Source organism: Listeria monocytogenes, from assembly GCF_900187225.1.
GTDB lineage: Bacteria > Bacillota > Bacilli > Lactobacillales > Listeriaceae > Listeria > Listeria monocytogenes.
The window spans coordinates 1,597,922-1,620,656 of sequence record NZ_LT906436.1; the positions used below are offsets into that span (position 1 = coordinate 1,597,922).

A 22,735-nucleotide genomic window follows, 5' to 3' on the forward strand; every position below is an offset into this window, starting at 1 on the left:
TATAACCAAATTTCTGTTATGAACAGAAGAGTACTGTTGTTTAATATGCATTCAATACTTTTTTCTATATTCATCCTCATATTTGGCCAATTAAAATACGCCTCTAAAGTTAGATTAAAAATCTAGATTTAGAGGCGTACTAAAAATTGGGTGTTCTTTCTCGTATTATCAATTACGCTTTAGTTTGTACTACGACGCTTTAGCAACTTCACTAACAAAATAATAATAAGTATAGGCGCGAGTACAATTATAGTTTGCACTGCACCTAATAGCAGAGCTCCAATAATAGTTGATATATTCACATCACTAATTAGCATAATATCCATAAAGCTAAGCATTATAAAAAGTAACATAGCTACAATTAAAATAGTTTTTTTCATTAATTTGTCCTTCCTCTCCTACGCACTTATCGAACTACAGATGACTTACTCACCTTGCCCAAATGATTACATTCCAGATTTACTCGAATATATTTCTCCTCCACTACAAGTCCATTTCCTTTATATGTTAAGCCCGATTTAGCGGTAGCTTGTTGATATACTACCCTTTTCTTGATACTCGGTTTTTGTACACCATTTTTTTTATTATGCACCGACCAAACAACACCAGAAATACCATTCACTTTAACATAGTTCTCTGTAGTTTGTGCAGTCACCTTAGCACCATTATAAGTGAACTTGGCGCCAATACCAGCAGTGAACAGTTTATTACCTGAAACCTTAGCATACACAGTACGTGTATGTCGAGCAGATACTGTTTTTGACGCAGCAGCATATACTTTCTGACCAAACAAAACTGTTTCACCAAACTCTTTAATACTTGAAATAATAGATTCATTTGAATCTTCTTCTCTTAATAACTTTTCCTCTTCTGAAGTCGCTTCGTTCTCATTTGACATTTCAGTTGTGTCTAGCATAACTTCTGTATCAGTAAAAATCAATTGTGTTTCATCATTGATAATATATGTATCAATAAATTCTGTTGAATCCTCAGAATTACCTATCTTATTAGCAATAGCATTATCATTATCGGCTAAATACTCCTTAACAATCTTTTCCTCATTATCATCCGCATTTCTCAGTTTCTCAACTAGCTGTTTCTGATATGCTAACTCTTCCTTTATTTCTTTTTTAGTAAGATTCAACTCACCACCACCGGCAGACACTGTTACAGGTACATCAATCACTTCTGCTTCGACTACTATAGGTGATACTCCTAATAATACTATGGCTATACCATAGCCCCGATAGCAACTTTTTTTAATTTAATCTTGTTCATAATACCATCTCCCTTTTTATTATATTATTTATATACCTCTTATATTACATTAATGACAAAAAAGTTACAAGACGTTTAAATAAAATTGTTAAGTTAATTAGAACTAAAAACCTTACAATTCATGACTTCGGTTGTGGTTGTAAGGTATTTTTATGCACAAAAAAAGCACTCGCCTTTAAAAACGAGTGCTTTTCTTCTTATTTATAAGAAACTAAGAAGTATTTTTTCTTCCCGCGTCTTACAATCGTAAATTTATTTTCAATCCGGTCACTTGCATCCATGATTTTTTCCAAATCTTGCTGACGTTCGCCGTTAATGTAAATAGCCCCGTTGCCTACATCTTCACGCGCTTGACGTTTGGAAGGTTCGATACCAAGTGTTACTAACCAATCGACCAAGTTCGCTTCCGAATCTTCTGCAACAAATGTCGGAACGTCTTTGAATCCTTGTTCAATTTCATCCGCCGTAAGTGCTTTTACATCACCACTAAATAGTGCTTTTGAAATTTTCAAAGCTTGTTCTAAAGCTTCTTCACTATGCACAAATTTGGTCATTTCTGCTGCTAATGTTTTTTGCGCAGCTCGTAAATGCGGTTCTGTTTCAACTTGTTTCGCTAACTCATCAATTTCTGCTTCTGTTAGGAATGTAAAGTACTTCAAATATTTTACAACATCACGATCATCTGTGTTAATCCAGAATTGATAAAACTCATATGGCGTTGTTTTTTCTGGATTTAACCAAATTGCCCCGCCTTCTGATTTCCCAAATTTCGTTCCATCAGCTTTTGTTAAAAGAGGAATTGTTAAACCGAAAGCTTTGGCATTTTCGCCTTGTTTTTTACGAATCAAATCAAGTCCAGCAGTAATATTCCCCCACTGGTCACTACCACCAATTTGCAAACGGCAATCATTAAATTCATATAAGTGATTAAAGTCCATCGCTTGTAAAATTTGGTAAGCAAACTCTGTAAAGGAAATCCCTACTTCTAAACGGCTAGCAACGATATCTTTGGAAAGCATCGTATTCACGTTGAATTCTTTTCCATAGTCACGCAAGAAATCAAGGATACTCACATCTTTTGTCCAATCATAGTTGTTCACCATGCTCGCTGCAGAATTACCTTCAAAATCAAAAATCTTTCCAAGTTGCACGCGCAAACTTTCCACATTTTTACTAATTTGTTCCATTGATTGTAACTTCCGCTCTTCCTTTTTACCACTCGGGTCACCAATAGTTCCTGTCGCTCCACCAACTAAAATAATCGGACGGTGCCCAGCGTTTTGGAAACGGCGTAAAATCATAAATGGAATTAAATGACCGATATGCATCGAGTCTCCAGATGGATCAATCCCGCAGTACAAAGAAATCTGTTTTTCTTCTACCCATTTGCGTAATCCTTCTTCATCTGTTTGCTGGTAAATAGCTCCGCGCCACTCTAATTCATCAATAATATTCATTTTCATCATTCTCCTTTTATTTTTGGACATAAAAAACGCCCCTCCGCTAAACAGTTTAGCGAAGGGACGTATTAATTAACGTGGTACCACCCTACTTTTAGGAATAAATCCTACTTCAAAAAATAACGGCTCAACACCGGCTGCGCCATTATCCTGCGCAGCGTGACTCCGGGATGTAATTCGTCTACTTACCTCTACTAGTTTCCACCAACCACTAGCTCTCTAAGAATAAGAATAAGCAACTACTTCGTCCGTTCATAGTCATTTTCGTTATGAAAAGTATACATACATTTATAACATACCGTTAAAAATGCTGTCAACTTATTTTTTTTCTTTAGTCGTACCACGTAGTTTTTCACTATGTGGTAAGATAACTGTTTTTTCATCTACTTCTTCACTCGTCATCAATTTTGTTAGTAGACGCATAGCCACAGCGCCGATATCGTATAAAGGTTGTACGATTGTCGAAAGTTGCGGGCGTGACATTAATGTTAATTTTGTATTGTTGCTTGTCATTACTTCTAAGTCTTCTGGGACTTTGATTCCAGCATCAAGCGCGGCATTCAAAATACCAATAGCTAGTTCGTCATCTGCAACTACAACTGCATTTGGTTTTTTAGACAAGGCACTTAATTCTGCCCAAACTTTTACACCTGCATTGTAGTTATATTTCGCTTCAATAATGTAGTCTTCTTGATAAGCAATTCCAGCTTCTTCTAATGCTTCTTTGTACCCAGCTAATTTCATTTCGCGATTGACCGGCTCGTTTAGAGAGCCACTTACAAAAGCGATTTGCTTATGTCCATTATCTACAAAACGTTTCACTGCCTCTTTTGTTGCTTGTTTGTAATCGATGTTTACAGAAGCAAATTTGTTTTCCATATCAACGGCTCCTGCTAAAACTACTGGTGCTGGAGAACGGTCAAATTCTTCTTGTAATTGTTCTGAAATACGTTCGCCCATATAAATAATTCCGTCCACTTGTTTACCAAGAAGGGTATTAAGTACTTGAAGTTCTTTATCCTCATTTTCGTCCGAATTGCTAAGGATAATGTTGTATTTATACATTGTCGCAATATCTTCAATCCCACGAGCAAGTTCAGCATAAAACACGTTAGAAATATCTGGAATAATGACACCAACTGTAGTTGTACGCTTGCTCGCTAGACCTCTAGCTACAGCATTAGGACGATACCCTAATTGATTAATAACATCTAATACTTTTTTTCTTGTTACTGGTTTAACATTCGGATTGCCATTCACTACCCGAGATACCGTTGCCATAGAAACGTTCGCTTCCCGTGCAACATCATAAATTGTTACATTCATCTCTATTCACTCTCCATATTCATTATTTTAATGGCTCTACCTACCATTGTAAACGTAAACAAACTAGCCTTCCTTTAATAATACGACAACTTTTTTCGATATGCAATTGTTTTTACTCTTTATTTTCATTTATTTTCATATCAAAACGGCATTATTACCCGTAATTAAATGCCGATAGAATATGGATTGTTAATAGCAAAACAAAAAACCTTGGAATCCCAAGGTTTTTCGATGTTACTTTATTTTATGTGGTACTAAATTACTTGCTAAAATTGCATTCCAGAATTCTTCAAATTCAGGAATATCCATTTGTTGTGCAGAATCCGATAATGCAACTGCAGGATCTGGATGAACTTCAGCCATCACGCCATCTGCCTCGATAGCTAGAGCAGCTTTTGCGCATGGAAGTAATAAATCTTTTCGACCAGTAGAATGCGTCACATCAACCATAACTGGTAAATGAGTTTCTTTTTTCAAAATTGGAACGGCAGAAATATCAAGTGTATTTCTTGTCGCTTTTTCATATGTGCGGATACCTCGTTCGCATAAGATGATTTTGCCATTTCCTTGTGACATGATATATTCAGCAGCACCAATGAATTCTTCAATCGTAGCAGATAAACCACGTTTTAGTAAGATTGGTTTGTCCACACGGCCAGCTGCTTTTAGTAATTCGAAGTTTTGCATGTTTCTTGCGCCAATTTGAATAACATCTACATAATCAAGTGCAACTTCAATATCAGCCGGCGTAACGATTTCACTAATAACACCTAAACCGTATTCATCAGATACACGTTTTAAAATTTTCAGTCCTTCTAAACCTAATCCTTGGAAGTCATATGGGCTAGTACGAGGTTTAAATGCACCACCACGAATAAGTTTTAAACCTTTTGCTTTAATGGATTCAGCAACCGCAGCAACTTGCTCATAAGATTCCACTGAACATGGACCGAAAACAAATACTGGTTCGCCATTCCCGATTGGCAACCCTTTTACTGTAACAATGGTGTCTTCTTTTTTGTTTTTTCTAGAAACAAGTAGCGCTTTAGAGTGATCTTCTTCTTGAAGCTCTAATCCCGCTTTAAAAATTTCTTTAAATAATTTTTGAACTGTACTATCTTCAAAAGGTCCTTCATTTGCTGCAAGAATCGTGTTAAGCATTTCTCTTTCACGTAATGGATCAAAACGAAGAGAACCTTGAGTTCCTTTAATTTTGCCAATTTCTTGTACCAAATTAGCACGTTTGCTAATTAATTCTAGCAAATCAATATTTAATTGATCCACCTGTGTTCTAAGTTCCTCTAAATTTGTATTAACCATTTAACTTCCACCCTTCTAAAAATCTGCTCCAAGATTATTTCTCATTATAGAGGAAAACAGATAATTTGTCACGAATCCACTTTTATACTTAATCGCTTTTAAGCATTAAAGTGAATAATGTAAAACTAATATTAACATGTTTTAAATCAAATTACAAGCAGATAATGTGTTTTTCTCCAATAAAAAAACAGCCCCGTAAGGCTGTTTTTTTAACTTAGTTTATTTTACTTCTTTTTTTACGTCAGAAGCAATTTTTTTCGCTTCGTCTTTGCCTTCATCTACTGCTTTTTTTGCTTCTTTTTTCGCTTTGTCCGCTGCTTTTTCTACATCGTCTGCAGCGTCTTTTGCTTCATTTTTCACAGCATCTGCCGCTTTTTTAGCAGCTTCTTGGTTTTCTTCTTTGTTTTGTGAAACAACTTCTTTCACGGCTTTACTTTGTTTAGAAACGGTATCAGCTAATTTGCCTGATTTGTCTTTTACTACATCTACAAATCCACCAGCAGAATCAACTAATTTATCTTTTGTTCCTTTGGCTACACCACTGATTTCGATACCTTTTTCATAAGCAACATCTTTCCATTGGTTGCCTTTTTCTTTAATTGTATCTACTTGTGTATTTAAGTCCTCACGTAGTTCTTTACCTGATTTAGGTGCAAATAGAAGTGCCGCGGCTGAACCAACGATTGCACCAATTAAACCACCGATTAGAAAATCTTTTGTATTAATACCATCTTTTTCTGCCATGTTAAATCCCTCCAAATTATATTAGAAATTAGATTGTTCTGCTGCTTCTTTTGCTGCTTCTTTCGCTGCTTTATTTGCTTTCATCTTTTCTCTAAAAGAAAGAATTGAATTGCTAATTGAGACAGCTTGAGAAATCTTCGCTTCGTTTTGCTCTACTTTGTTTGTTGCGAGTGTTGCTAGTTCGCGAACAGATTGACTTAATCCTAGTAAAGAAGTCCCAATGTCACCAACTGCATCAAAAACTGGATCCACTTTCGCAACTTTGCCATTTACATCTTCTAGAAGTGTATTGGTCTTATCAAGCAATTTTTGTGATTGTCCTGTAATCCCTTGTACTTCTACTGTTATTTTTTCTAACGATTTAGCTACCTCATCCATTGTTTGGGAAGTTGATTTTAACGTTTTTCCCAAGTAGATGGCAATAACTAAAAGCGCAATTGCGGCAATAAGCGCTGCAATATACAAGATTACTATCATCTATCCACACCTCCATATTCCTTTTTCTATACCCTGAGTATTCCCCTCTAAAACTTTCTTCTCTAATGATCTATGTACAAAATACAAAAAAGAAAAGGTATTAGCTTCATTTTAGCAAGTAACTGCCGAAAAATAAACTAATAAGAAAGAAACCGGTTAATTTGTTGCAGAAGGTTGCTTTTGGCGTAATTTGGAGTAAAATAGATACAGGCTGCTTTTTGCCTATTTTTAGTTAAAATTTAGGGAGGTTACAATATGAGAGATGCAAGAATCGAAAAATTAGCACATAATTTGATTAACTATTCCGTCAAACTTGGCGCTGGGGAAAAAGTATTAATTGAAAACTTCGGTGTTCAAAAAGAATTAGTGATGGCTTTAGTGGAAGAAGCTTACAAAGCTGGCGGTTTCCCGTTCGTTTCCTTAAAAGAACCACAAATTGACCGCGCGATGATGCTCGGAGCTGATAGTTCCCAATATGCAAAAATTGCTGAATTCGAAGGCAACGTAATGAAAGAAATGGATGCTTACATAGGTTTACGTGCTGGCGATAACATCAACGAAACATCCGATGTCCCAGCAGACAAATTAAAAATTCACGGAGAAACAGTGGGCAAAATGCATTCTGATATCCGTGTAAAACAAACAAAATGGGTTGTACTTCGCTACCCAAGTTCCTCCATGGCACAACTTGCAAAAATGAGCACAGCTGGTTTTGAAGATTTCTACTTTGACGTATGTAACTTAGATTACGGTAAAATGAGCACTGCTATGGATGGATTAGTAGAACTTATGAATAAAACAGATAAAGTGCACTTAGTTGGACCAGGAACAGATTTAACATTTAGTATTAAAGATATTCCGGCAATTAAATGTGCTGGTGAAATGAATATTCCGGATGGTGAAGTATTTACTGCACCAGTTCGTGATTCTATCAACGGCACACTTACTTACAACACACCTTCCCCTTACCAAGGCTTTACGTTTGAAAATGTATCTTTCACATTTAAGGATGGAAAAATTATCGAAGCAACTGCGAATGATACAGCTCGTATTAATAAAGTCTTAGATACAGATGAAGGCGCGCGCTTCGTTGGCGAATTCGCTATTGGGGTTAACCCGTTCATCCACGAACCAATGCAAGATATTCTGTTTGACGAAAAAATTGAAGGTAGTTTCCACTTTACGCCTGGTCAATGTTATGACGAAGCATTTAATGGCAACCAATCTGCTATTCACTGGGATTTAGTTAACATTCAACGTGCCGATTACGGCGGCGGCGAAATTTACTTTGATGATGTTCTCATTCGTAAAGATGGTATTTTCGTCCTTCCAGAATTAGAAGCACTTAATCCAGAAAACTTAGTATAAAAAAAGACGCTTAGGATTAATTCCTAAGCGTTTTTTATTTTAAACAATTGTTTTTTCACCGGGTTGCCAGTTGATTGGGCACAGTCCACCTGTTTGAAGCGCTTGTAGAACTCTTAAAACTTCATCGACTTCACGGCCGATATTATTATGGTGTACCACTTCGTACTGGATTTCACCTTTGGGATTGATAATGAAAAGACCACGTAGCGCAACGCCTTCTTCCTCAATCAATACTCCGTAATCACTAGCTACTTGATGATTCGTATCCGCAGCAAGTGGGTAGTTTAATTTACCAATTCCACCTTCTTTAATTGGTGTGTTCGTCCATGCAAGATGCGAATGAATCGTATCTGTAGAAGCGCCAATTATGCGTGCATTTAATGCATCAAATTCATCTGACCGAGCGGAAATAGCAACGATTTCTGTCGGACAAACAAATGTAAAGTCCATTGGATAGAAAAAGAGAATCGTCCATTTGTCGTCTTCTATATTTTTTTCTAGACTCACTTTACCAAAAGTCTGATTTGGCATAACTGCTTCCATTTCAAATCTTGGAGCTTGTGTGCCTACTAAACGTTCTGCCACTTTTATCCCTCCATTAATTATGTAGTTGTATTTTGTATCACATGATATATTTTAATACACTGAAGAAATACTGTAAAGCTTTATTTATACTAATTATAAACAAGAAAAGAGCATGCCCTGAATTCGGCATGCTCTATTTAGTCATTAATTAATCGCACTTTTTTTCAAGTCAGCTTCTGTTAAAAATTCATGATCAAGCACTTTTTCATAAGCAGCCTGGAATTTTTGAACGTCTCCTGCCCCCATGAACAAAATAACAGCTTCTGGGTATTTCAAGAGCTCTTCAGTGTGCTCTTCTTTGATAATGTGGTTCCCTTTTGTTTTGTGCGCTAAATCAGCAATCGTTAAATTTCCTGTTTTTTCGCGCGCGGAACCAAAGATATCACAAAGGTACACTTCATCTGCTAAATTCAAGCTGTCCGCAAAGCCTTGTAAAAATGTGCGAGTTCGCGTGAATGTATGTGGCTGAAAAACAGCAACTACTTTTTTGTCAGGATATTTTTGTCTAGCAGCGTTCACTGTAGCACGGATTTCTGATGGATGATGCGCATAATCATCTACTAACACTTGGTTTCCTTTTTCGGTAATACTAAATCTTCTTTTAACACCTTCAAAGGTTTTTAATTCATTTTTTACATCTTCTACTGGTAGACCTTCATAATCGCAAAGTGCAATAACACTTAAGGCATTTAATACGTTATGGTCCCCGTAAGCTGGAATTTCAAACGAACTTAAGAACTCCTCGCGGTGATACACGTCGAATTTTGTTCCAGTTGTTTCTTTGATTACATTTTTAGCTTGGAATTCGTTTTCCTCGCCAAAACCAAAGTAAATAATCGGTATGTCTAAAGTAAGCTTACGTAATTCAGCATCGTCCCCTAAGGCAAATACAGCTTTTTTCACTTGTTTACCAAGTGTTTCGAATGCGTTAAATACATCATCCACGCTCTTGAAATAGTCTGGATGATCCCAATCAATATTCGTCATAATTGCATATGTTGGTTTATAAGCAAGGAAATGGCGTTGATATTCACACGCTTCAAGCGCAAAATATTTCGCATCTTTTGTTCCGCTGCCTGTACCGTCACCGATTAAATAAGAGGTTGGGCGAATCGCGCCAACGACATGAGAAAGCAAACCAGTTGTCGACGTTTTACCATGAGAACCAGTTATTGCAATACTTGTATAGCCATCGATTAGTTGACCTAAAAATTTATGATATCGAATCACCGGAAGCCCAAGCTCCAGTGCGCGCTCAATTTCTTCATGTGTATCTGGGAATGCATTCCCAGCGATAATTGTTAGGCCTTCTTGAATATTATCAGCCGAAAAAGTCATAATCGGAATTTGCTTCTCTTCTAAAGCTTTTTGTGTAAAGAAATATTTATTTACATCGCTACCTTGCACTTGAAAACCTTTATCATGCAGGATTTGAGCAAGTGCACTCATCCCTGACCCTTTTATTCCAACAAAATGATAGATAGTCATTATTTGAACCCCCATTAATTTATCTTGAAGAGGGTGCCTAAAAAAAACATGTTAACTGTTAAGCACCAAGTCTTAACTTTGAAAACAGTATAAAGTCTCCGTTTTCTAGACATCATCTTACGTTCTAATTGTGTTTTATGTTTGAATTCTAGTTGAGTCAATAATCACCAGCTTATTATATCACTTTCCATGTAAATAGAAAAATCTTTCAGCGAATATAAGCGAAATTACTCATGAAAATAGCTATTATTTGTATAACTAATTAAGTAACATGTTAGTTTAGTACTACAAAATTAAGATTCTTTGTTTCGAAGCTTAGCTAATTGGTCCTTTGTAATAATCACATCTCGAGGTTTGGAGCCATTTATTCCTGAAACGATTTGGTGATTTTCAAGAGATTCCATTAACCTTGCCGCTCGGTTATAGCCAATCCTGAAATGTCTTTGCAACAAGGATGTCGATGCCGCATTTTGACTTAAAACAAAGTCACATGCTTCTTCAAATAATTCATCGGTATTTTCTTTTGCCGTTTCTTTCACAAGTAATTCTTGTTCTTCAAAAATATAATCGGCCTCGCCTTGGCTCCGAACATGAGCAACAACTGCATCAATCTCTTCATCACTAACGAACGTACCTTGTAAACGTACTGGCTTACTTGCACCACTAGGTAAGAAGAGCATGTCCCCTTTTCCAAGTAGTTTTTCTGCCCCACTTGCATCTAGGATTGTTCTAGAGTCGATTTGAGACGATACAGAGAACGAAACACGTGTCGGGATGTTCGCCTTAATGAGACCTGTAATAACGTCTACAGATGGGCGCTGTGTCGCTACAATCATATGAATACCACAAGCTCTTGCTTTTTGCGCGATGCGGCTAATGGACTCTTCTACATCATTTGGTGCAACCATCATTAAATCAGCTAATTCATCAATCACAATTAAAATATAAGGTAATTTCTCCCCTGTATGATCTGGGTGACTAGCGTATTCATTATATTTTTCCATATTTCTAACACCAGTATGGCTAAATAATTGATAACGCCGTTCCATTTCTTCTACCGCCCATTTTAAAGCGACCGTAGCTGCTTTGGCATCCGTAATAACTGGACTCACAAGATGTGGTATCCGGTTGTACGGAGCTAATTCGACCATCTTAGGGTCAATCAAAAGTAGTTTCAATTGGTCTGGCGTTGCTTTGTAAAGTAAACTTACTAGCAATGAATTGATACAAACACTTTTCCCTGACCCTGTAGCTCCAGCGATTAAACCGTGGGGCATTTTTTGTAAATCAGTAATAATCGGTGTACCTGAAATATCTAGCCCAAGAGCAGCTGTGAGTGGTGAAGCGGATGTCTGAAAAGCTTCCGTATTCATCAATTCAGAAAGCATTACGGGACGACTTGTCTGATTAGGGATTTCAATACCTACTGTACTCTTACCAGGTATTGGTGCCTCAATACGTATATCTTTCGCGGCTAAATTTAATTTAATATCATCCGTCAAATTGGTGATTTTGCTGACTTTAACACCTTTTTCAGGTTGCACTTCAAATCTTGTTACGGCAGGGCCTTGGGTGCGATTAACAACGCTTGCCTGTACATTAAAATTTTCCAAGGTCTCATCTAGCATCTCTTGCTGCATTTGTAGCCATGAGTCGTCTTCTCGTTTGGAGACTGGCGGATGGAGCAAACTAAACGATGGAAATTCATAGTTCGTTGGATAAGAGGCTGTCGCTACTTGCGTTTGTTGAACAATATTCGTTTGTTCTGCTTCTATCTCAACTGGTTGTTGCACATTTATTTCCTGCACATCTTCTTTTTGAAGCGCTTGTTTATCTTTTTTCACCATCATGACATTAAATGGAATTCTGCTTTTTAGCAATTGTTCTTGTCTATTTGATTCTACTTGTTTGCTTCTAGTAGTTGTTTTTGTTTGCGCCGGTTCTTCCGTTATAAGGGAAACGCGTGCTGGTTCTTGCTGTTCTACTGGTTCTGGGGTTACTTCCACTTCTGGTTGCTCCGTAACGACTTCTTCCGTCACTGGCACTGACACAACCTCTTCTTCTATTTGACGATTTAGCTCTGTGTCAAAAGCAATTGTTTCCGCTTCTGCTGAATCTAACAAATCTACTGGAGCAATAGTTAAATCTTCTTGTATTGTACTAAGTTCTTCTGCTTCTGTTACAGCAAACTCAAATTTACTTGGTCGTTTATTAAAGGCATAAACAGGCGAAGGTACATCCGTCGCTGTAAAAGGTCGTTTTCTTGTTTCCTCTTTTACTGGTTGCGTTTCTGCCACTTGTCTTTCTGTTATTGGTTGTTTTTTTGGTTGAATTGGTTGGCTTTTTTGTTTATCTGGAATTAACGGAAAACGAAATTCACCTTTTGGATATTGGTAAACCATTTGTGTTTTCATTTGTCGTTTCACTGGTTGCATATGTTTTTGTTTTGGAGCTGTTTTGTAAGCAACTGGTCGTTCGCTCCTTATAGTACGTTCTTTCGTTTTAATTGCTGTTACATTTGATTTTGGCACTACTACTTCTGGCGCCTGCTGTTTCGTTTTCTTTTCTACTTTTCTTGAAGACGTATCTTCGTATGTATCTATTTCCTCGTCCATATCGCCAAAGAAAAAATCTTTAAACCATCCCATTCATTATCACCCTAAATTTAATTTTCTTGTTTGATTTTAACAGACTAAAACAAAATAATCTATGACAAAATTGTGAATTCGCCTTTTTTCGAGCCATATTCGTTATAATACCTTGATAATAGAGGGCTTAAACACGATATAAGTTTTTATTATAACCACAAAATCACTTCTTTTTTGTACAATAAATCCCCGTTTTGTATACAATTAACAAAAAATAGTTCTACATTTATTGACATTTCACAATATCTAATAAATAGCAACAAAAAAAGCGCCTGATATAGCATCAGACACTTAAAATTAATCATTTATTTAGAAATTAACAGGAAACGCTTCTCCAACCACAGCCGATTCCTCAAGAACCATAATCCCCTTTTCAGCAGGCGCATCAGGAATCGCGAGTTCACGTGCAGCACATACCATGCCGAAAGAATCTTCTCCTCGCAAATTAGAAGGTTTGATGATTAAACCACTCGGCATAACCGCACCAATTTTCGCTACTACTACTTTTTGTCCAGCATCAATATTTGGTGCACCGCATACAATTTGCAACACTTTATCCCCTACATTGATTTTACATACATTTAACTTATCTGCATTAGGATGTTTTTCTTTCGATTCAACATAACCAACGACAAATTTAGGAGATAAATCAGCCACAATTTCTGGTTCAAATCCAGCTTTTTCGATCACTCGATTCATTAATGCAACCAATTCTTCCGTTAGTTCTAATTTACCATTTGCAGTAATATTAAAATATTTTGAGCTGTTAAAAATATTGAAGCCAGCTACTTCTTTTGTTTCACGATCGAAAATTCGCGCTACATCCCCACGACGTTCCCATTCGCGATTTTCAAATGTTACTTCACCAGTTTCAATTAGTAGAGTGTCCCCTACCCCTTTTTCATTATAAAATGCGTTTACTATCACGTCTTCTACTCCTTTAATCTGTTTTTTGCCATTATAAATATCGGTTCAAGTTTACCATTATTATAGACAAATGGCAAAGAGGTAATTGGTACAAGCCCATCCGCAAAAAAGTCCATCGTCATATGAGCCAGAACATCGTACCCTGTATTATCTTGAATATCCCCGATAATTAAGACGTCTTGATGCGGTACAGCAAGCACCATTTCTCCCGTTAACTTCTCACGCATTTCGCGAAGAAATGCTTCATTCAACAAGCGACTAGCATCATAGCCATCATTTGTACGAACGAAATAAAAGTCATTGCCATTAACAGAATCTTTTTTCAGAGGGATTTCTAGATTCGCTAAATTATTAAAAGCAGCTTCTCTTATTTCTTCGTGCGTTAGCTGTGCTTTTTTAAGCATACTCTCTTCAATAAAACGATAGGATTTCCCCAAATCTACCGCGTAGAAAATTTTCGTTTCAGCTGTATGATCATCCGTTAACAGTACTTCTCCAGCTTTTGTTTCACCAGGGAAAGAAGTTGCACGCACAACAGGATAAACGTTCGCTTTATTATTTTCCAGCTCAACATTTCCCGCTGCTGCTCGAAAACCCTCTTCCACATAATAAACAATTTTTTCCACCGCTGCATCACCATCATTTTCATAGTTTGCGATGATTTGCGGGATGGTCAGTGTTACCTTTTTGCCACTTTGCACTACCGTTAGCGCGTCATTGTCTCGATTATATGAAAATTGCCGATTCGGCGCTTGCAACTCTTTTTCAAGTCTTTCTTTCATTTTTAACGTAGTCATTTTAGCCATAAGTGCCTCCCCTTCCATAAAAAGCAGTCACTTTTTATATCGCAGCTAGAAAATCATTAATTTCTTCTTTTGTTTTTCTGTCTTTACTTACGAAACGTCCTACTTCTTCACCGTCTTCAAACGCTAAAAAGCTTGGAATGCCAAAAATCGCTAAATCAGCACATAAATCAATAAATTCATCTCGATCAACATGATAAAAGGAAAAATCCTCGTTTTCAGCTTCGATTTCAGGCATTACTGGTTCGATGAATTTGCAATCGCCACACCAATCGGCACTAAACATAAAAACGGATTTGCCTTCTGATTTAATAGCATTAAATTGTTCAACTGATTCTAAGTTTTTCATTTCCACACGCTCCTTCTTATCTCATACTAGTTAAATCCTAACGCCTAACAACACTTTCGTCCAGAATAACGCTCATGAAAAAAGCCCAGCTCTAGTAAGGAGCTAAACTTTTTACCGAACTTTCGAGCGCGCTTTTTTCTTTTCTAAAAAATCATTGAAAAAGGTGAAAAATAGCGTAATAATCCCCGCAATCAAAGTAGTCCATATCCAACCAATCTCCGAATCACGAAAATACGGCATGCTTGTAGCGTATCCTAACAAGAACACTAAGCTCGCTACCAAAAGCAGCACCCCAACTACAAAAACCGGTTTCTTCATTATTTTATGCATTATTTTTAATTGTTTCATAGGTTGTTTTATCTAAACCACGAATAAGCGTTGTAATCATTTCTTTCGCAGCAGCATAGTCATCTACGTGTAAAATCGAATTAGATGAGTGAATATATCGAGCCGGAACACCGATTACCGCACTTGGAATACCACTCAGTGACGTATGCACTTTCCCAGCATCTGTTCCTCCTGGCGAAACAAAATATTGATAAGGAATTTTATTTGTTTCCGCAGTATCTAGTAAAAACTCACGCATACCACGATGCATAATCATCGTCCGGTCAAAAATACGCAATAAGAAACCTTGACCAATTTGGCCAAATTGCGATTTATTACCAGTCGTATCATTGGCAGGGCTAGCATCTAGTGCAAAAAACAAATCTGGTTTAATCATGTTGGCACTAACACCTGCACCGCGCAACCCTACTTCTTCTTGCACATTCGCCCCAGCAAAAAGTGTATTTGGTAACGATTCGCCTTTCAATTCTTTCATAAGTTCAATCGCAAGTCCGACACCATAACGATTGTCCCATGCTTTTGCTAAAATTTTCTTCGGATTTGCAAGCGGTGTAAATTCAGCCACAGGAACAATGAATTGTCCTGGTTTAATGCCGATTTTTTCCGCATCCGCTTTATCATCTGCACCAATATCAATAAGCAAATTTTTAGGATCCGTCGGTTTACTCCGTTCAGCTTCTGATAACAAATGCGGTGGAACAGAGGCAACCACGCCAATTACAGGACCAATTGGAGTCATAATTTGCACTCGTTGCGCCTGTAAAACTTGCGGATTCCAACCACCAATTGTTTGAAAACGAAGCAAGCCGTTGTCCGTAATTTGCGTTACCATAAAGCCAACTTCATCCATATGAGCTGCAACAAGTACACGCGGGCCTTCTTCCGCTCCGTGGCGCACACCAAAAATGCCACCTAGCCCATCTTGGATAATTTCATCGGAAACTGGTTCAAGTTCTTTTCGCATAAATGCACGAATTCTATGTTCGTCACCCGAAGTACCTTGAAGTTCCGTCAATTCTTTAAACATCGCTAACGTTTCTTTTTCCATTAATAATCATCTCTTTCCGTCTGAAATCTCTTTTATTATAGCAAATATTATCCGTTTCCGCTCGCCTCACTTCTCTCTTTTACCGAAAGCGCGTTCAAAAATCCTTTTATAATCAAAAATTTGTAGTATAATGATTAAAAGAGATGTTCGTAGTAGCATCCTTTAAAAAGAATAGGAAACACTAGGGAGGAAAAGCGATGAACTGGAAAGCTTTCATTGCAGGCGTTGGAGCAGGAGCAGCGGCTGGACACCTTGTTTATCATTATTTACTTAGCGATAAAACAATTTCTGGGGACGTCATCTTAGAAAAGGTAAAAGATGCATTCAAGCAAGAAGGACCAATCGAAGGTTCTTGGATTCAACTTAAAAAACAACATTACAAAAAATTCGCGATTGATACTTTCGTTTACCACGGCGGAATCACTTGTATTCGCGAAGGCGAGAAGAAGCAATTCGAATTTATCGCAGACGCCAACACAGGAACAATCATCGACGTATATTTAGCTTAAAAAATAAAACGATTCCCCATGCGGGGAGTCGTTTTTTTAGCGGATAAAACTATCTATTTTCTTTTTAATTACTGCTTCGTCCGTTTCGCCTTGTTCAATTAACTCCTTCATTTGTTCAGTGTAGATTAATTTTGCGGCAGCATCCATCGCTTTTTTCACCGCTGCTATTTGTTGCATAATAGTTTCTAAATCACGCTCTTCTTCTGTCATCGTTTTTATAGAACGTACATGTCCTTCTATCTTAGCGAATCGCGTTACCAGCGCCTTCTTTTGCTCGATATCCATATATACCCCCTTATAGTATACCATGCGATAACCCCCTACCCAGGATATCATATTGGCTATTTTAAAGTATTTATAAATATAATTATACCACAAAATAAAAATACCCTCAAAAAAAGAAGTGATTTCTCACTTCCTAATTCCGATGTTCTATTTTTAATTCAGCCTTAACATTTCCATTTTCAGCAATTTGAACTGCTCGGAATCTGGAATCATGGTAAGATAAAAACCAATAATTCGCACCGAAAGTTTGCTTGAAAATTGCTTGTTTAGCAGAGATGGAAGTCATTGGATAATCATCATACGCAGTCACCCAAAGTACATTTTGATGAGCAAAAGTTGGGAAAATATCCGCCATATGAATTGCTTTTTCTCCATCTGATTCTAGCCAAATAACCGAATGCCCATTGCTATGTCCACCAGTGTGCGTCATTTTAATTGCATCGTTGAATTCTTTTTCTTTGGTAAATGTATGGATTTGTCCTTCTATCCTTAGCCAGTTTTCTTGCCAGTAAGTTGCTTTGGAACGAATGTTGGGGTGTTGCATCTCTTCCCATTCTGTTTCCGAAGTCCAAATTTCCGCGTTTGGAAAGATGGAGTAATCATTCCCTTCTTCCGAAATGCCTGTCAGACCTAACACGTGATCGAAGTGCAAATGCGTCATCAAAACATAATCAATGTCTTCTGGAGCGATGGATAATTGCGCCAAATCTTCTAGCACGAATGATTCTTCCGTCACTCCATAATTACGTTTTTGTTTTTCTGTAAGTCGTCTGTTCCCTAACCCACTATCTATTAAATAATTTTTGCCTAAGTACTGAAAAAACATCGGATCGGTTACGTTAGCCAATTGATTTTTGTCGTTTACTGGATATTTTTTCTCCCATAAAGGTTTTGGTACAACGCCAAACATTGCTCCGCCGTCGAAATGAGTATATCCTCCACGTAACCAATAAATCTTTATTTTACCAATTTGAATGGAATCCACTTTTAACACCTCCAATTAAAAATAAAAACCAGATGCAGCAGATGCATCTGGTTATCTTAGTTAATTTCTATCAAATTTTGCTTCAAGACGATAGATGGGGAATCCTTTAGCTGAAAATTTTTCTTCGTATTCAGTTTTGATATTCCCTTCGTAATCGCTATTATGCAAATCAAGCGACACAAATGTTAATAACATATTGTATTCCGAAAAAGCTACTAGCGAATATTCAAACAAACTGCGATTATCTGTTTTGAAATGAATCTCCCCTGCTTTCGGCAACAGTCTCTCATAAATAGTTAAGAACGTCGGGTTTGTTAGCCTACGTTTTGTATGGCGTTTTTTCGGCCATGGATCGGAGAAATTTAAATAAATTTGCGCTATTTCTCCTTTTTCAAAACAATCTTCTAATAGTTTAGCATCTCTAGCAACTAAGCGTAAATTAGGAACATCTACTTCAATTGCTTTATCAAGTGCCGAAACGAGAACACTTTCAATCATTTCGATGCCGATATAGTTAATTTCTGGATTTGCTTTTGCCATACCACTAATAAACTGCCCTTTGCCAGAACCAATTTCGATATGGATTGGATTGTCATTTCCGAATACTTCATGCCACTGACCTTTGAAATCTTCTGGGTTTTTGATGTAAATTGCTGGAAATTCTTCCAATCTATCTTTTGCCCACGGTTTATGTTTTACGCGCATCTTTCTTTACACCTCATCATCTTCTATTGCATTTTGAAAAATTTGTTTTGCTCGTTCATTCGCTTCGTCTGTTTGATTAGTCGTGAGTTGCATAACCGTTTGACAAATCGTATACCATTTTAATTTGCGATGTAATTCTTCGGTTAATGTGGTGCCGTAATTAGACAGCCAACTTACCCAATCTTCGCGTGGGATATATTGGTATAAAATCATCCCGATATCATTCGCAGGGTCTGCAAGCATTGCTCCATCCCAATCAACTAGAAACAGTTCGTTTTCTTCAGAAATAATCCAATTATTATGGTTAACATCTCCGTGACAAACCACATAATTGTTCGTCTGAGCAGCAGAGAGATTCTGTTCTAAATAGTGGACTGCTTCAATTATTTCTTTTGATAGATTGTTATTAGCTCTTGTGTTTACTTTTACGAGACTCAAAAGTTGATCTGCAGAGAAATAGCAGTTTTCGATTTTCGCTAGCATGTGTTGTAAATTTTCTGAACGATGGATTTTCGCTAATAGTTTTGCCACTCGCGGTCCAACCATTTCTTCACGTGTCAAAATGTGACAATTCACCCATTTTTGAGCTGTTATTACGTCCCCATTCTCCACGCGTCTCGTCCAAACTAATTTTGGAACGATATTCTCTACAGAAAGCGCAGCTAAAAAAGGCGAAGAATTTCTTTTTAAAAAGAATTTTTCGTCTTCATGTGTTGCAACGAATGCTTGGCCAGTTTCCCCTCCGGCCGGGGCTATGTCATATTCTCTCCCAAAAAAGTTATCTTTCATTTACATGCACACCTTTTATTAGCTCTTTGCAACTTCATTATCCCTCGTTTATTTCACTTCCGAACAAATAGGTAACTATTCATGATTTTACTTCTCTTAGCCCCACTAGTCAAGTCAACATATGTTCGTTATACGTTTTTTTTTACAAATTTACTTCATTTATGCCAAAAAAGCGCATTCCACAAAAATGGAACGCGCTTTTTCGTGATTATGCTTTTTCCGTTTTAGTAACAATTGGATCCATGGCACTTCTATTTTTTTGTATAAATAGTGCTAGAACACAAGCGACTACAGAAAGAATTCCCGCTACTAAAAAGGCGGTTTCTATTCCGTGGATGAGGACATGGTTGGCAATATCAGTTTTAGTTTTGCCAATGACATCAGCTGGTCCGAGTTTAGTGGCAAAACTTGCTGCGCTCTTAGACATGACGGTTATAAGTGCAGCTGTCCCGATTGAACCAGCAACTTGACGCATAGTGTTAAACATCGCTGAACCGTGGGATGCTAGTTTTAATGGAAGTGAATTAAGGGCAGCTGTTTGTAGCGGCATCATGACCATCGCCATCCCTGCAGAACGAATCGTTTGTACGATAATAATAAAAGTTAACGTAGTGGATTCATCCAAATTTGTAAACATGAAAGTCGATCCCGCCATAATAATCAAGCCGACAAGTGATAAATATTTAGCCCCAAAACGGTCAAACATTACCCCTGTTACAGGCGAAAGTATCGCCGTGACGAGTGCACCTGGCAAGAGAACTAATCCAGATTCCAAAGGTGAAAATCCTCTAACTGTTTGTAAGAAAATTGGTAGTAATAACATGCCGCCAAAAAGTCCCATTACCACAAAGAAACTAATTGCTGTTGTAAGTGCAAATGTAGGATATTTAAATACTCTAAAGTTAAGCAGTGGCGCTTTGTTGCTTGTTTGATAACGGATAAATATTCCTAGCACTACTAGACCAAGAATAATAAATCCAGCTACTTTCCAAGTTAACCAATCATGGTCTCCAGCATTACTAAATCCTAGTAATAAACTACCAAACCCAACTGTTGACATGATAACCCCAAGGACGTCGAGTTTCGGGAAAGTTCTTTTTCCGACATTTTTAAGTAAGAAAATCGCTACGACAATATCAAGAATCGCGAACGGAATAATAATAAAGAATAAATTGCGCCAATCATATTGTTGAACAATCCAACCTGAAAGTGTCGGACCAATTGCTGGGGCAAAGTTCATAGCAAGACCAATTAAGCCCATCGCTCGCCCTCTTCGTTCCATCGGGAATAAGTTTAATACCACAACTGTAAGAAGTGGCATAACAATCCCAGCACCAATTGCTTGTACCATACGCCCAGCAATCAGCATGGTATAATCTGTGGCGAATCCGCCAATTGCTGTACCAATCGCAAAGGTAATCATCGCGAATAAGTAAAGCTGACGCGTTGTAAATCGTTCAATTAAAAAGGCCGTCATTGGAATCATGACACCATTAACTAACATAAATCCAGTTGATAACCATTGTCCTTGACTGGCTGTAATTCCAAAATCTTTCATAATACTTGGTAGCGCGACATTCATCAACGTTTGGTTGAGAATGGTAACAAAGGCGCCCATAAGCATAACAATCAAAATACCGTTACGCTTCACTGATGTACTTGCTGCTTTCATATTCAATCTCGTGCACCTTCCCTTTCCAAAATGGTAATAATTTCTTGGTGCATTTTTAGCATTTCTTTTAACCGATCCTCGCCAATCTCTAAGATAGGTTCTAAACGGTTGAAGAATACATGATACGTTTCTGCTGCTTTTGTAGCTCCTTTTTCAGTTAATTCTAAGCTGAGTGCGCGACGATTATTTTCATTTCTTGTACGCTTTAAAAATCCCGCTTTTACTAATCGATCTACAATACCAGATACAGTACTTTTACCAAGCTTCATTCGTTCTGCTAATTCGCCAAGTGTTAATTCTGATTCTCTTTGTAATTCTCTGATTGCAAGTAATTGGGTTGTAGTAATCTCTCGGTTCGCAGCTTCTTCAGCTAGCACGTGATGTGTTTTTCGTTGTACTTCGCGAAAAGAGAAAATGACCTCTTTCACCAATTTTTCATCCATGACTTCCCTCCATATTGTTCGCTCTCAAATATTTCGTATGCGAACTATTAGCCTTTTGAATTATACACCCTGTAAAAAATTTGTCAATCGCTTTAAATGGCACTTTTAAGTATGAAAGCGACACCAATTGAGTATTTTCAACGAATAAAAAAGTTATATAAATTTTTACATAGGTATCAAAGCACAAAAAACCTTCCTGAAATAGGAAGGTTTTCTACTATGTTATTTTGCAAACTCTAATTCGCCACATGCACGAGTGATTTCTTCTACAAAATATTGATGAAGTTGCGCTGTAATTGGTCCACGTTTTCCGTCAGCTACTTGAACTCCGTCAATATGCGTAATAGGTGTAATTTCAATAGTTGTACTTGAAATGAACACTTCATCCGCTTCACGAAGGTCTGTTAAAGTGAAATCCGCTTCTTTAACAGGAATGCCATTCTTTTTCGCAACATCAATGATAACTTGACGAGTGATACCATTTAAGATTAAGTTATCTGCCGCATGCGTCCATAATACACCATCTTTAATAATAGAAACGTTTGAAGCAGAACATTCTGTTACTTGTTCCCCGCGATGTAAAATAGCTTCCAAAGCATTTTGTTGATGTGCTTTATTTTTTGCTAGAATATTTCCTAAAAGGTTTAAGCTCTTAATATCACAGCGTAACCAGCGCACATCTTCTTCTGTAATCGCCGTTCCACCTTCAACGAATTGACGCTCGTTTCTAGGTACTTCACGAGCTGCTGCTGTTAAAACGCCTTCTAGAGGGAAATCATCAGGGATTACATGATTACGTGGGTTTTGAACACCACGAGTCACTTGTAAATAGACATTCCCTGTATTGATATTATTTTCGGCAACTAATTTTTCAAGTAATTCACGTAGCTCTTCTTTGGAATAAGGAATAACTAAGTCAATTTTTGCTGCACTAGCATATAAGCGATCAATGTGTTCATTATAAGTAAAGAATTTTCCATTATATAGACGAACTACTTCATATACACCATCACCAAACTGATATCCGCGGTCTTCAATGTCAACTGTGGCATCTTCTCTTTCAACTAAATGGTTATTTACTAATACTTTCATCTCGAGTCTCTCCTTGCATAGTTAATTTTTGGAACTATCTAAAAACTTAATGAAACAAAGAAACTGCCGCAAAACTAAGCTTTGCA

The 22,735-nt window shown here is 37.3% G+C and carries 24 protein-coding genes and 1 other annotated feature; of the genes, 2 read left to right on the plus strand and 22 right to left on the minus strand.

All coding sequences use genetic code 11. The features are described from left to right. Positions 1 to 179: 179 nt before the first annotated feature. The 7 genes from CKV70_RS08115 to CKV70_RS08145 all read right to left on the minus strand — a co-directional run bounded on the left by CKV70_RS08115 (position 180) and on the right by CKV70_RS08145 (position 6,605). A complete protein-coding gene (locus CKV70_RS08115; RefSeq protein ID WP_003727372.1) occupies positions 180 to 380 on the minus strand; it encodes a hypothetical protein in 201 nt (66 codons plus the stop codon). Between the two features lie 26 nt (positions 381 to 406). After that, positions 407 to 1,186, minus strand: a complete 780-nt coding sequence (locus tag CKV70_RS08120; protein ID WP_003727371.1) for a hypothetical protein — start codon at positions 1,184 to 1,186, stop codon at positions 407 to 409. Between the two features lie 289 nt (positions 1,187 to 1,475). Further along, a complete protein-coding gene (gene tyrS, locus CKV70_RS08125; protein WP_003727370.1) occupies positions 1,476 to 2,735 on the minus strand; it encodes a tyrosine--tRNA ligase in 1,260 nt (419 codons plus the stop codon). A gap of 59 nt (positions 2,736 to 2,794) precedes the next feature. Beyond that, positions 2,795 to 3,003, minus strand: a binding site (T-box leader). Positions 3,004 to 3,056: 53 nt separating this feature from the next. Continuing rightward, positions 3,057 to 4,064 carry a catabolite control protein A gene (gene ccpA, locus CKV70_RS08130; RefSeq protein ID WP_003732549.1) on the minus strand — a complete coding sequence of 336 codons (1,008 nt, stop codon included), beginning with the start codon at positions 4,062 to 4,064 and terminating at the stop codon, positions 3,057 to 3,059. A 234-nt stretch (positions 4,065 to 4,298) separates the two neighbouring features. Then, positions 4,299 to 5,384 (minus strand): bifunctional 3-deoxy-7-phosphoheptulonate synthase/chorismate mutase, encoded by a 1,086-nt coding sequence (locus CKV70_RS08135; protein ID WP_003727368.1) that lies wholly within the window; start codon positions 5,382 to 5,384, stop codon positions 4,299 to 4,301. A gap of 219 nt (positions 5,385 to 5,603) precedes the next feature. After that, positions 5,604 to 6,128: a YtxH domain-containing protein gene (locus CKV70_RS08140; protein WP_003723566.1), complete on the minus strand. Its 525-nt coding sequence runs from the start codon at positions 6,126 to 6,128 to the stop codon at positions 5,604 to 5,606. Positions 6,129 to 6,149: 21 nt separating this feature from the next. Beyond that, positions 6,150 to 6,605, minus strand: coding sequence for a DUF948 domain-containing protein (locus tag CKV70_RS08145; RefSeq protein WP_003723567.1), 456 nt, complete (start codon positions 6,603 to 6,605; stop codon positions 6,150 to 6,152). A 255-nt stretch (positions 6,606 to 6,860) separates the two neighbouring features. On the opposite strand from CKV70_RS08145, the gene CKV70_RS08150 reads away from it, so the two are divergent. After that, positions 6,861 to 7,973: a M29 family aminopeptidase T gene (locus tag CKV70_RS08150; protein WP_014600873.1), complete on the plus strand. Its 1,113-nt coding sequence runs from the start codon at positions 6,861 to 6,863 to the stop codon at positions 7,971 to 7,973. 39 nt (positions 7,974 to 8,012) lie between these two features. On the opposite strand, the gene CKV70_RS08155 is transcribed toward CKV70_RS08150, so the two are convergent. From CKV70_RS08155 to CKV70_RS08190, 8 genes are all read right to left on the minus strand, one after another. Beyond that, complete coding sequence (locus tag CKV70_RS08155; RefSeq protein ID WP_003723569.1) at positions 8,013 to 8,558, minus strand: peroxiredoxin; 546 nt, start codon at positions 8,556 to 8,558, stop codon at positions 8,013 to 8,015. Positions 8,559 to 8,702: 144 nt separating this feature from the next. Further along, complete coding sequence (gene murC, locus CKV70_RS08160; protein WP_014600874.1) at positions 8,703 to 10,046, minus strand: UDP-N-acetylmuramate--L-alanine ligase; 1,344 nt, start codon at positions 10,044 to 10,046, stop codon at positions 8,703 to 8,705. Positions 10,047 to 10,339: 293 nt separating this feature from the next. Continuing rightward, positions 10,340 to 12,694, minus strand: coding sequence for a DNA translocase FtsK (locus CKV70_RS08165; protein ID WP_014600875.1), 2,355 nt, complete (start codon positions 12,692 to 12,694; stop codon positions 10,340 to 10,342). A gap of 309 nt (positions 12,695 to 13,003) precedes the next feature. Continuing rightward, complete coding sequence (gene ytpR / locus CKV70_RS08170) at positions 13,004 to 13,621, minus strand: YtpR family tRNA-binding protein (RefSeq protein ID WP_003723572.1); 618 nt, start codon at positions 13,619 to 13,621, stop codon at positions 13,004 to 13,006. A gap of 5 nt (positions 13,622 to 13,626) precedes the next feature. After that, the gene (locus tag CKV70_RS08175; protein ID WP_003723573.1) at positions 13,627 to 14,427 is read right to left on the minus strand and encodes a DUF1444 domain-containing protein; all 801 of its coding nucleotides are present in this window, start codon (positions 14,425 to 14,427) and stop codon (positions 13,627 to 13,629) included. A gap of 34 nt (positions 14,428 to 14,461) precedes the next feature. Further along, entirely contained in the window at positions 14,462 to 14,773 is a 312-nt protein-coding gene (locus CKV70_RS08180; RefSeq protein ID WP_009915789.1) for a thioredoxin family protein, read from the minus strand. Between the two features lie 111 nt (positions 14,774 to 14,884). Next, on the minus strand, positions 14,885 to 15,103 hold the full coding sequence (locus CKV70_RS08185; RefSeq protein WP_025283097.1) for a hypothetical protein: 219 nt from the start codon (positions 15,101 to 15,103) through the stop codon (positions 14,885 to 14,887). Then, positions 15,096 to 16,169, minus strand: coding sequence for a M42 family metallopeptidase (locus tag CKV70_RS08190; protein ID WP_003723576.1), 1,074 nt, complete (start codon positions 16,167 to 16,169; stop codon positions 15,096 to 15,098). The genes CKV70_RS08185 and CKV70_RS08190 overlap by 8 nt, the downstream gene beginning before the upstream one ends. A 197-nt stretch (positions 16,170 to 16,366) precedes the next feature. Here CKV70_RS08190 and CKV70_RS08195 point away from each other — a divergent pair, with 197 nt between their 5' ends. Then, positions 16,367 to 16,678: a PepSY domain-containing protein gene (locus CKV70_RS08195; RefSeq protein WP_003723577.1), complete on the plus strand. Its 312-nt coding sequence runs from the start codon at positions 16,367 to 16,369 to the stop codon at positions 16,676 to 16,678. A 36-nt stretch (positions 16,679 to 16,714) separates the two neighbouring features. Here the strand turns inward: CKV70_RS08195 and CKV70_RS08200 are convergent, their stop codons facing one another. The 7 genes from CKV70_RS08200 to dat form a co-directional block, all read right to left on the minus strand. Continuing rightward, positions 16,715 to 16,963, minus strand: coding sequence for a metal-sensitive transcriptional regulator (locus CKV70_RS08200; RefSeq protein WP_009925423.1), 249 nt, complete (start codon positions 16,961 to 16,963; stop codon positions 16,715 to 16,717). A gap of 133 nt (positions 16,964 to 17,096) precedes the next feature. Then, positions 17,097 to 17,948 (minus strand): YtnP family quorum-quenching lactonase, encoded by an 852-nt coding sequence (locus tag CKV70_RS08205; protein ID WP_014930963.1) that lies wholly within the window; start codon positions 17,946 to 17,948, stop codon positions 17,097 to 17,099. Between the two features lie 60 nt (positions 17,949 to 18,008). Further along, positions 18,009 to 18,653 (minus strand): tRNA (guanosine(46)-N7)-methyltransferase TrmB, encoded by a 645-nt coding sequence (gene trmB / locus CKV70_RS08210; protein ID WP_003723580.1) that lies wholly within the window; start codon positions 18,651 to 18,653, stop codon positions 18,009 to 18,011. Positions 18,654 to 18,659: 6 nt separating this feature from the next. Continuing rightward, positions 18,660 to 19,442, minus strand: coding sequence for a phosphotransferase family protein (locus CKV70_RS08215; protein ID WP_003723581.1), 783 nt, complete (start codon positions 19,440 to 19,442; stop codon positions 18,660 to 18,662). A 208-nt stretch (positions 19,443 to 19,650) separates the two neighbouring features. Beyond that, entirely contained in the window at positions 19,651 to 21,120 is a 1,470-nt protein-coding gene (gene mdrM / locus CKV70_RS08220; RefSeq protein WP_009926611.1) for a multidrug efflux MFS transporter MdrM, read from the minus strand. Beyond that, entirely contained in the window at positions 21,117 to 21,557 is a 441-nt protein-coding gene (locus tag CKV70_RS08225) for a MarR family winged helix-turn-helix transcriptional regulator (protein WP_003723583.1), read from the minus strand. Before CKV70_RS08225 ends, mdrM begins: the two co-directional genes overlap by 4 nt. Before the next feature lie 222 nt (positions 21,558 to 21,779). Beyond that, positions 21,780 to 22,649 (minus strand): D-amino-acid transaminase, encoded by an 870-nt coding sequence (dat, locus tag CKV70_RS08230; RefSeq protein ID WP_003732538.1) that lies wholly within the window; start codon positions 22,647 to 22,649, stop codon positions 21,780 to 21,782. Positions 22,650 to 22,735 lie beyond the last annotated feature (86 nt).

Bases quoted from the DNA above. Each gene is read 5' to 3' on its own strand.
- CKV70_RS08115 (WP_003727372.1), bottom strand. From the start codon at position 380: ATGAAAAAAACTATTTTAATTGTAGCTATGTTACTTTTTATAATGCTT.
- tyrS (WP_003727370.1), bottom strand. From the start codon at position 2,735: ATGAATATTATTGATGAATTAGAGTGGCGCGGAGCTATTTACCAGCAA.
- ccpA (WP_003732549.1), bottom strand. From the start codon at position 4,064: ATGAATGTAACAATTTATGATGTTGCACGGGAAGCGAACGTTTCTATG.
- CKV70_RS08135 (WP_003727368.1), bottom strand. From the start codon at position 5,384: ATGGTTAATACAAATTTAGAGGAACTTAGAACACAGGTGGATCAATTA.
- CKV70_RS08140 (WP_003723566.1), bottom strand. From the start codon at position 6,128: ATGGCAGAAAAAGATGGTATTAATACAAAAGATTTTCTAATCGGTGGT.
- CKV70_RS08145 (WP_003723567.1), bottom strand. From the start codon at position 6,605: ATGATAGTAATCTTGTATATTGCAGCGCTTATTGCCGCAATTGCGCTT.
- CKV70_RS08150 (WP_014600873.1), top strand. From the start codon at position 6,861: ATGAGAGATGCAAGAATCGAAAAATTAGCACATAATTTGATTAACTAT.
- murC (WP_014600874.1), bottom strand. From the start codon at position 10,046: ATGACTATCTATCATTTTGTTGGAATAAAAGGGTCAGGGATGAGTGCA.
- CKV70_RS08165 (WP_014600875.1), bottom strand. From the start codon at position 12,694: ATGGGATGGTTTAAAGATTTTTTCTTTGGCGATATGGACGAGGAAATA.
- CKV70_RS08175 (WP_003723573.1), bottom strand. From the start codon at position 14,427: ATGGCTAAAATGACTACGTTAAAAATGAAAGAAAGACTTGAAAAAGAG.
- CKV70_RS08180 (WP_009915789.1), bottom strand. From the start codon at position 14,773: ATGAAAAACTTAGAATCAGTTGAACAATTTAATGCTATTAAATCAGAA.
- CKV70_RS08185 (WP_025283097.1), bottom strand. From the start codon at position 15,103: ATGCATAAAATAATGAAGAAACCGGTTTTTGTAGTTGGGGTGCTGCTT.
- CKV70_RS08190 (WP_003723576.1), bottom strand. From the start codon at position 16,169: ATGGAAAAAGAAACGTTAGCGATGTTTAAAGAATTGACGGAACTTCAA.
- CKV70_RS08195 (WP_003723577.1), top strand. From the start codon at position 16,367: ATGAACTGGAAAGCTTTCATTGCAGGCGTTGGAGCAGGAGCAGCGGCT.
- CKV70_RS08200 (WP_009925423.1), bottom strand. From the start codon at position 16,963: ATGGATATCGAGCAAAAGAAGGCGCTGGTAACGCGATTCGCTAAGATA.
- trmB (WP_003723580.1), bottom strand. From the start codon at position 18,653: ATGCGCGTAAAACATAAACCGTGGGCAAAAGATAGATTGGAAGAATTT.
- CKV70_RS08215 (WP_003723581.1), bottom strand. From the start codon at position 19,442: ATGAAAGATAACTTTTTTGGGAGAGAATATGACATAGCCCCGGCCGGA.
- CKV70_RS08225 (WP_003723583.1), bottom strand. From the start codon at position 21,557: ATGGATGAAAAATTGGTGAAAGAGGTCATTTTCTCTTTTCGCGAAGTA.
- dat (WP_003732538.1), bottom strand. From the start codon at position 22,649: ATGAAAGTATTAGTAAATAACCATTTAGTTGAAAGAGAAGATGCCACA.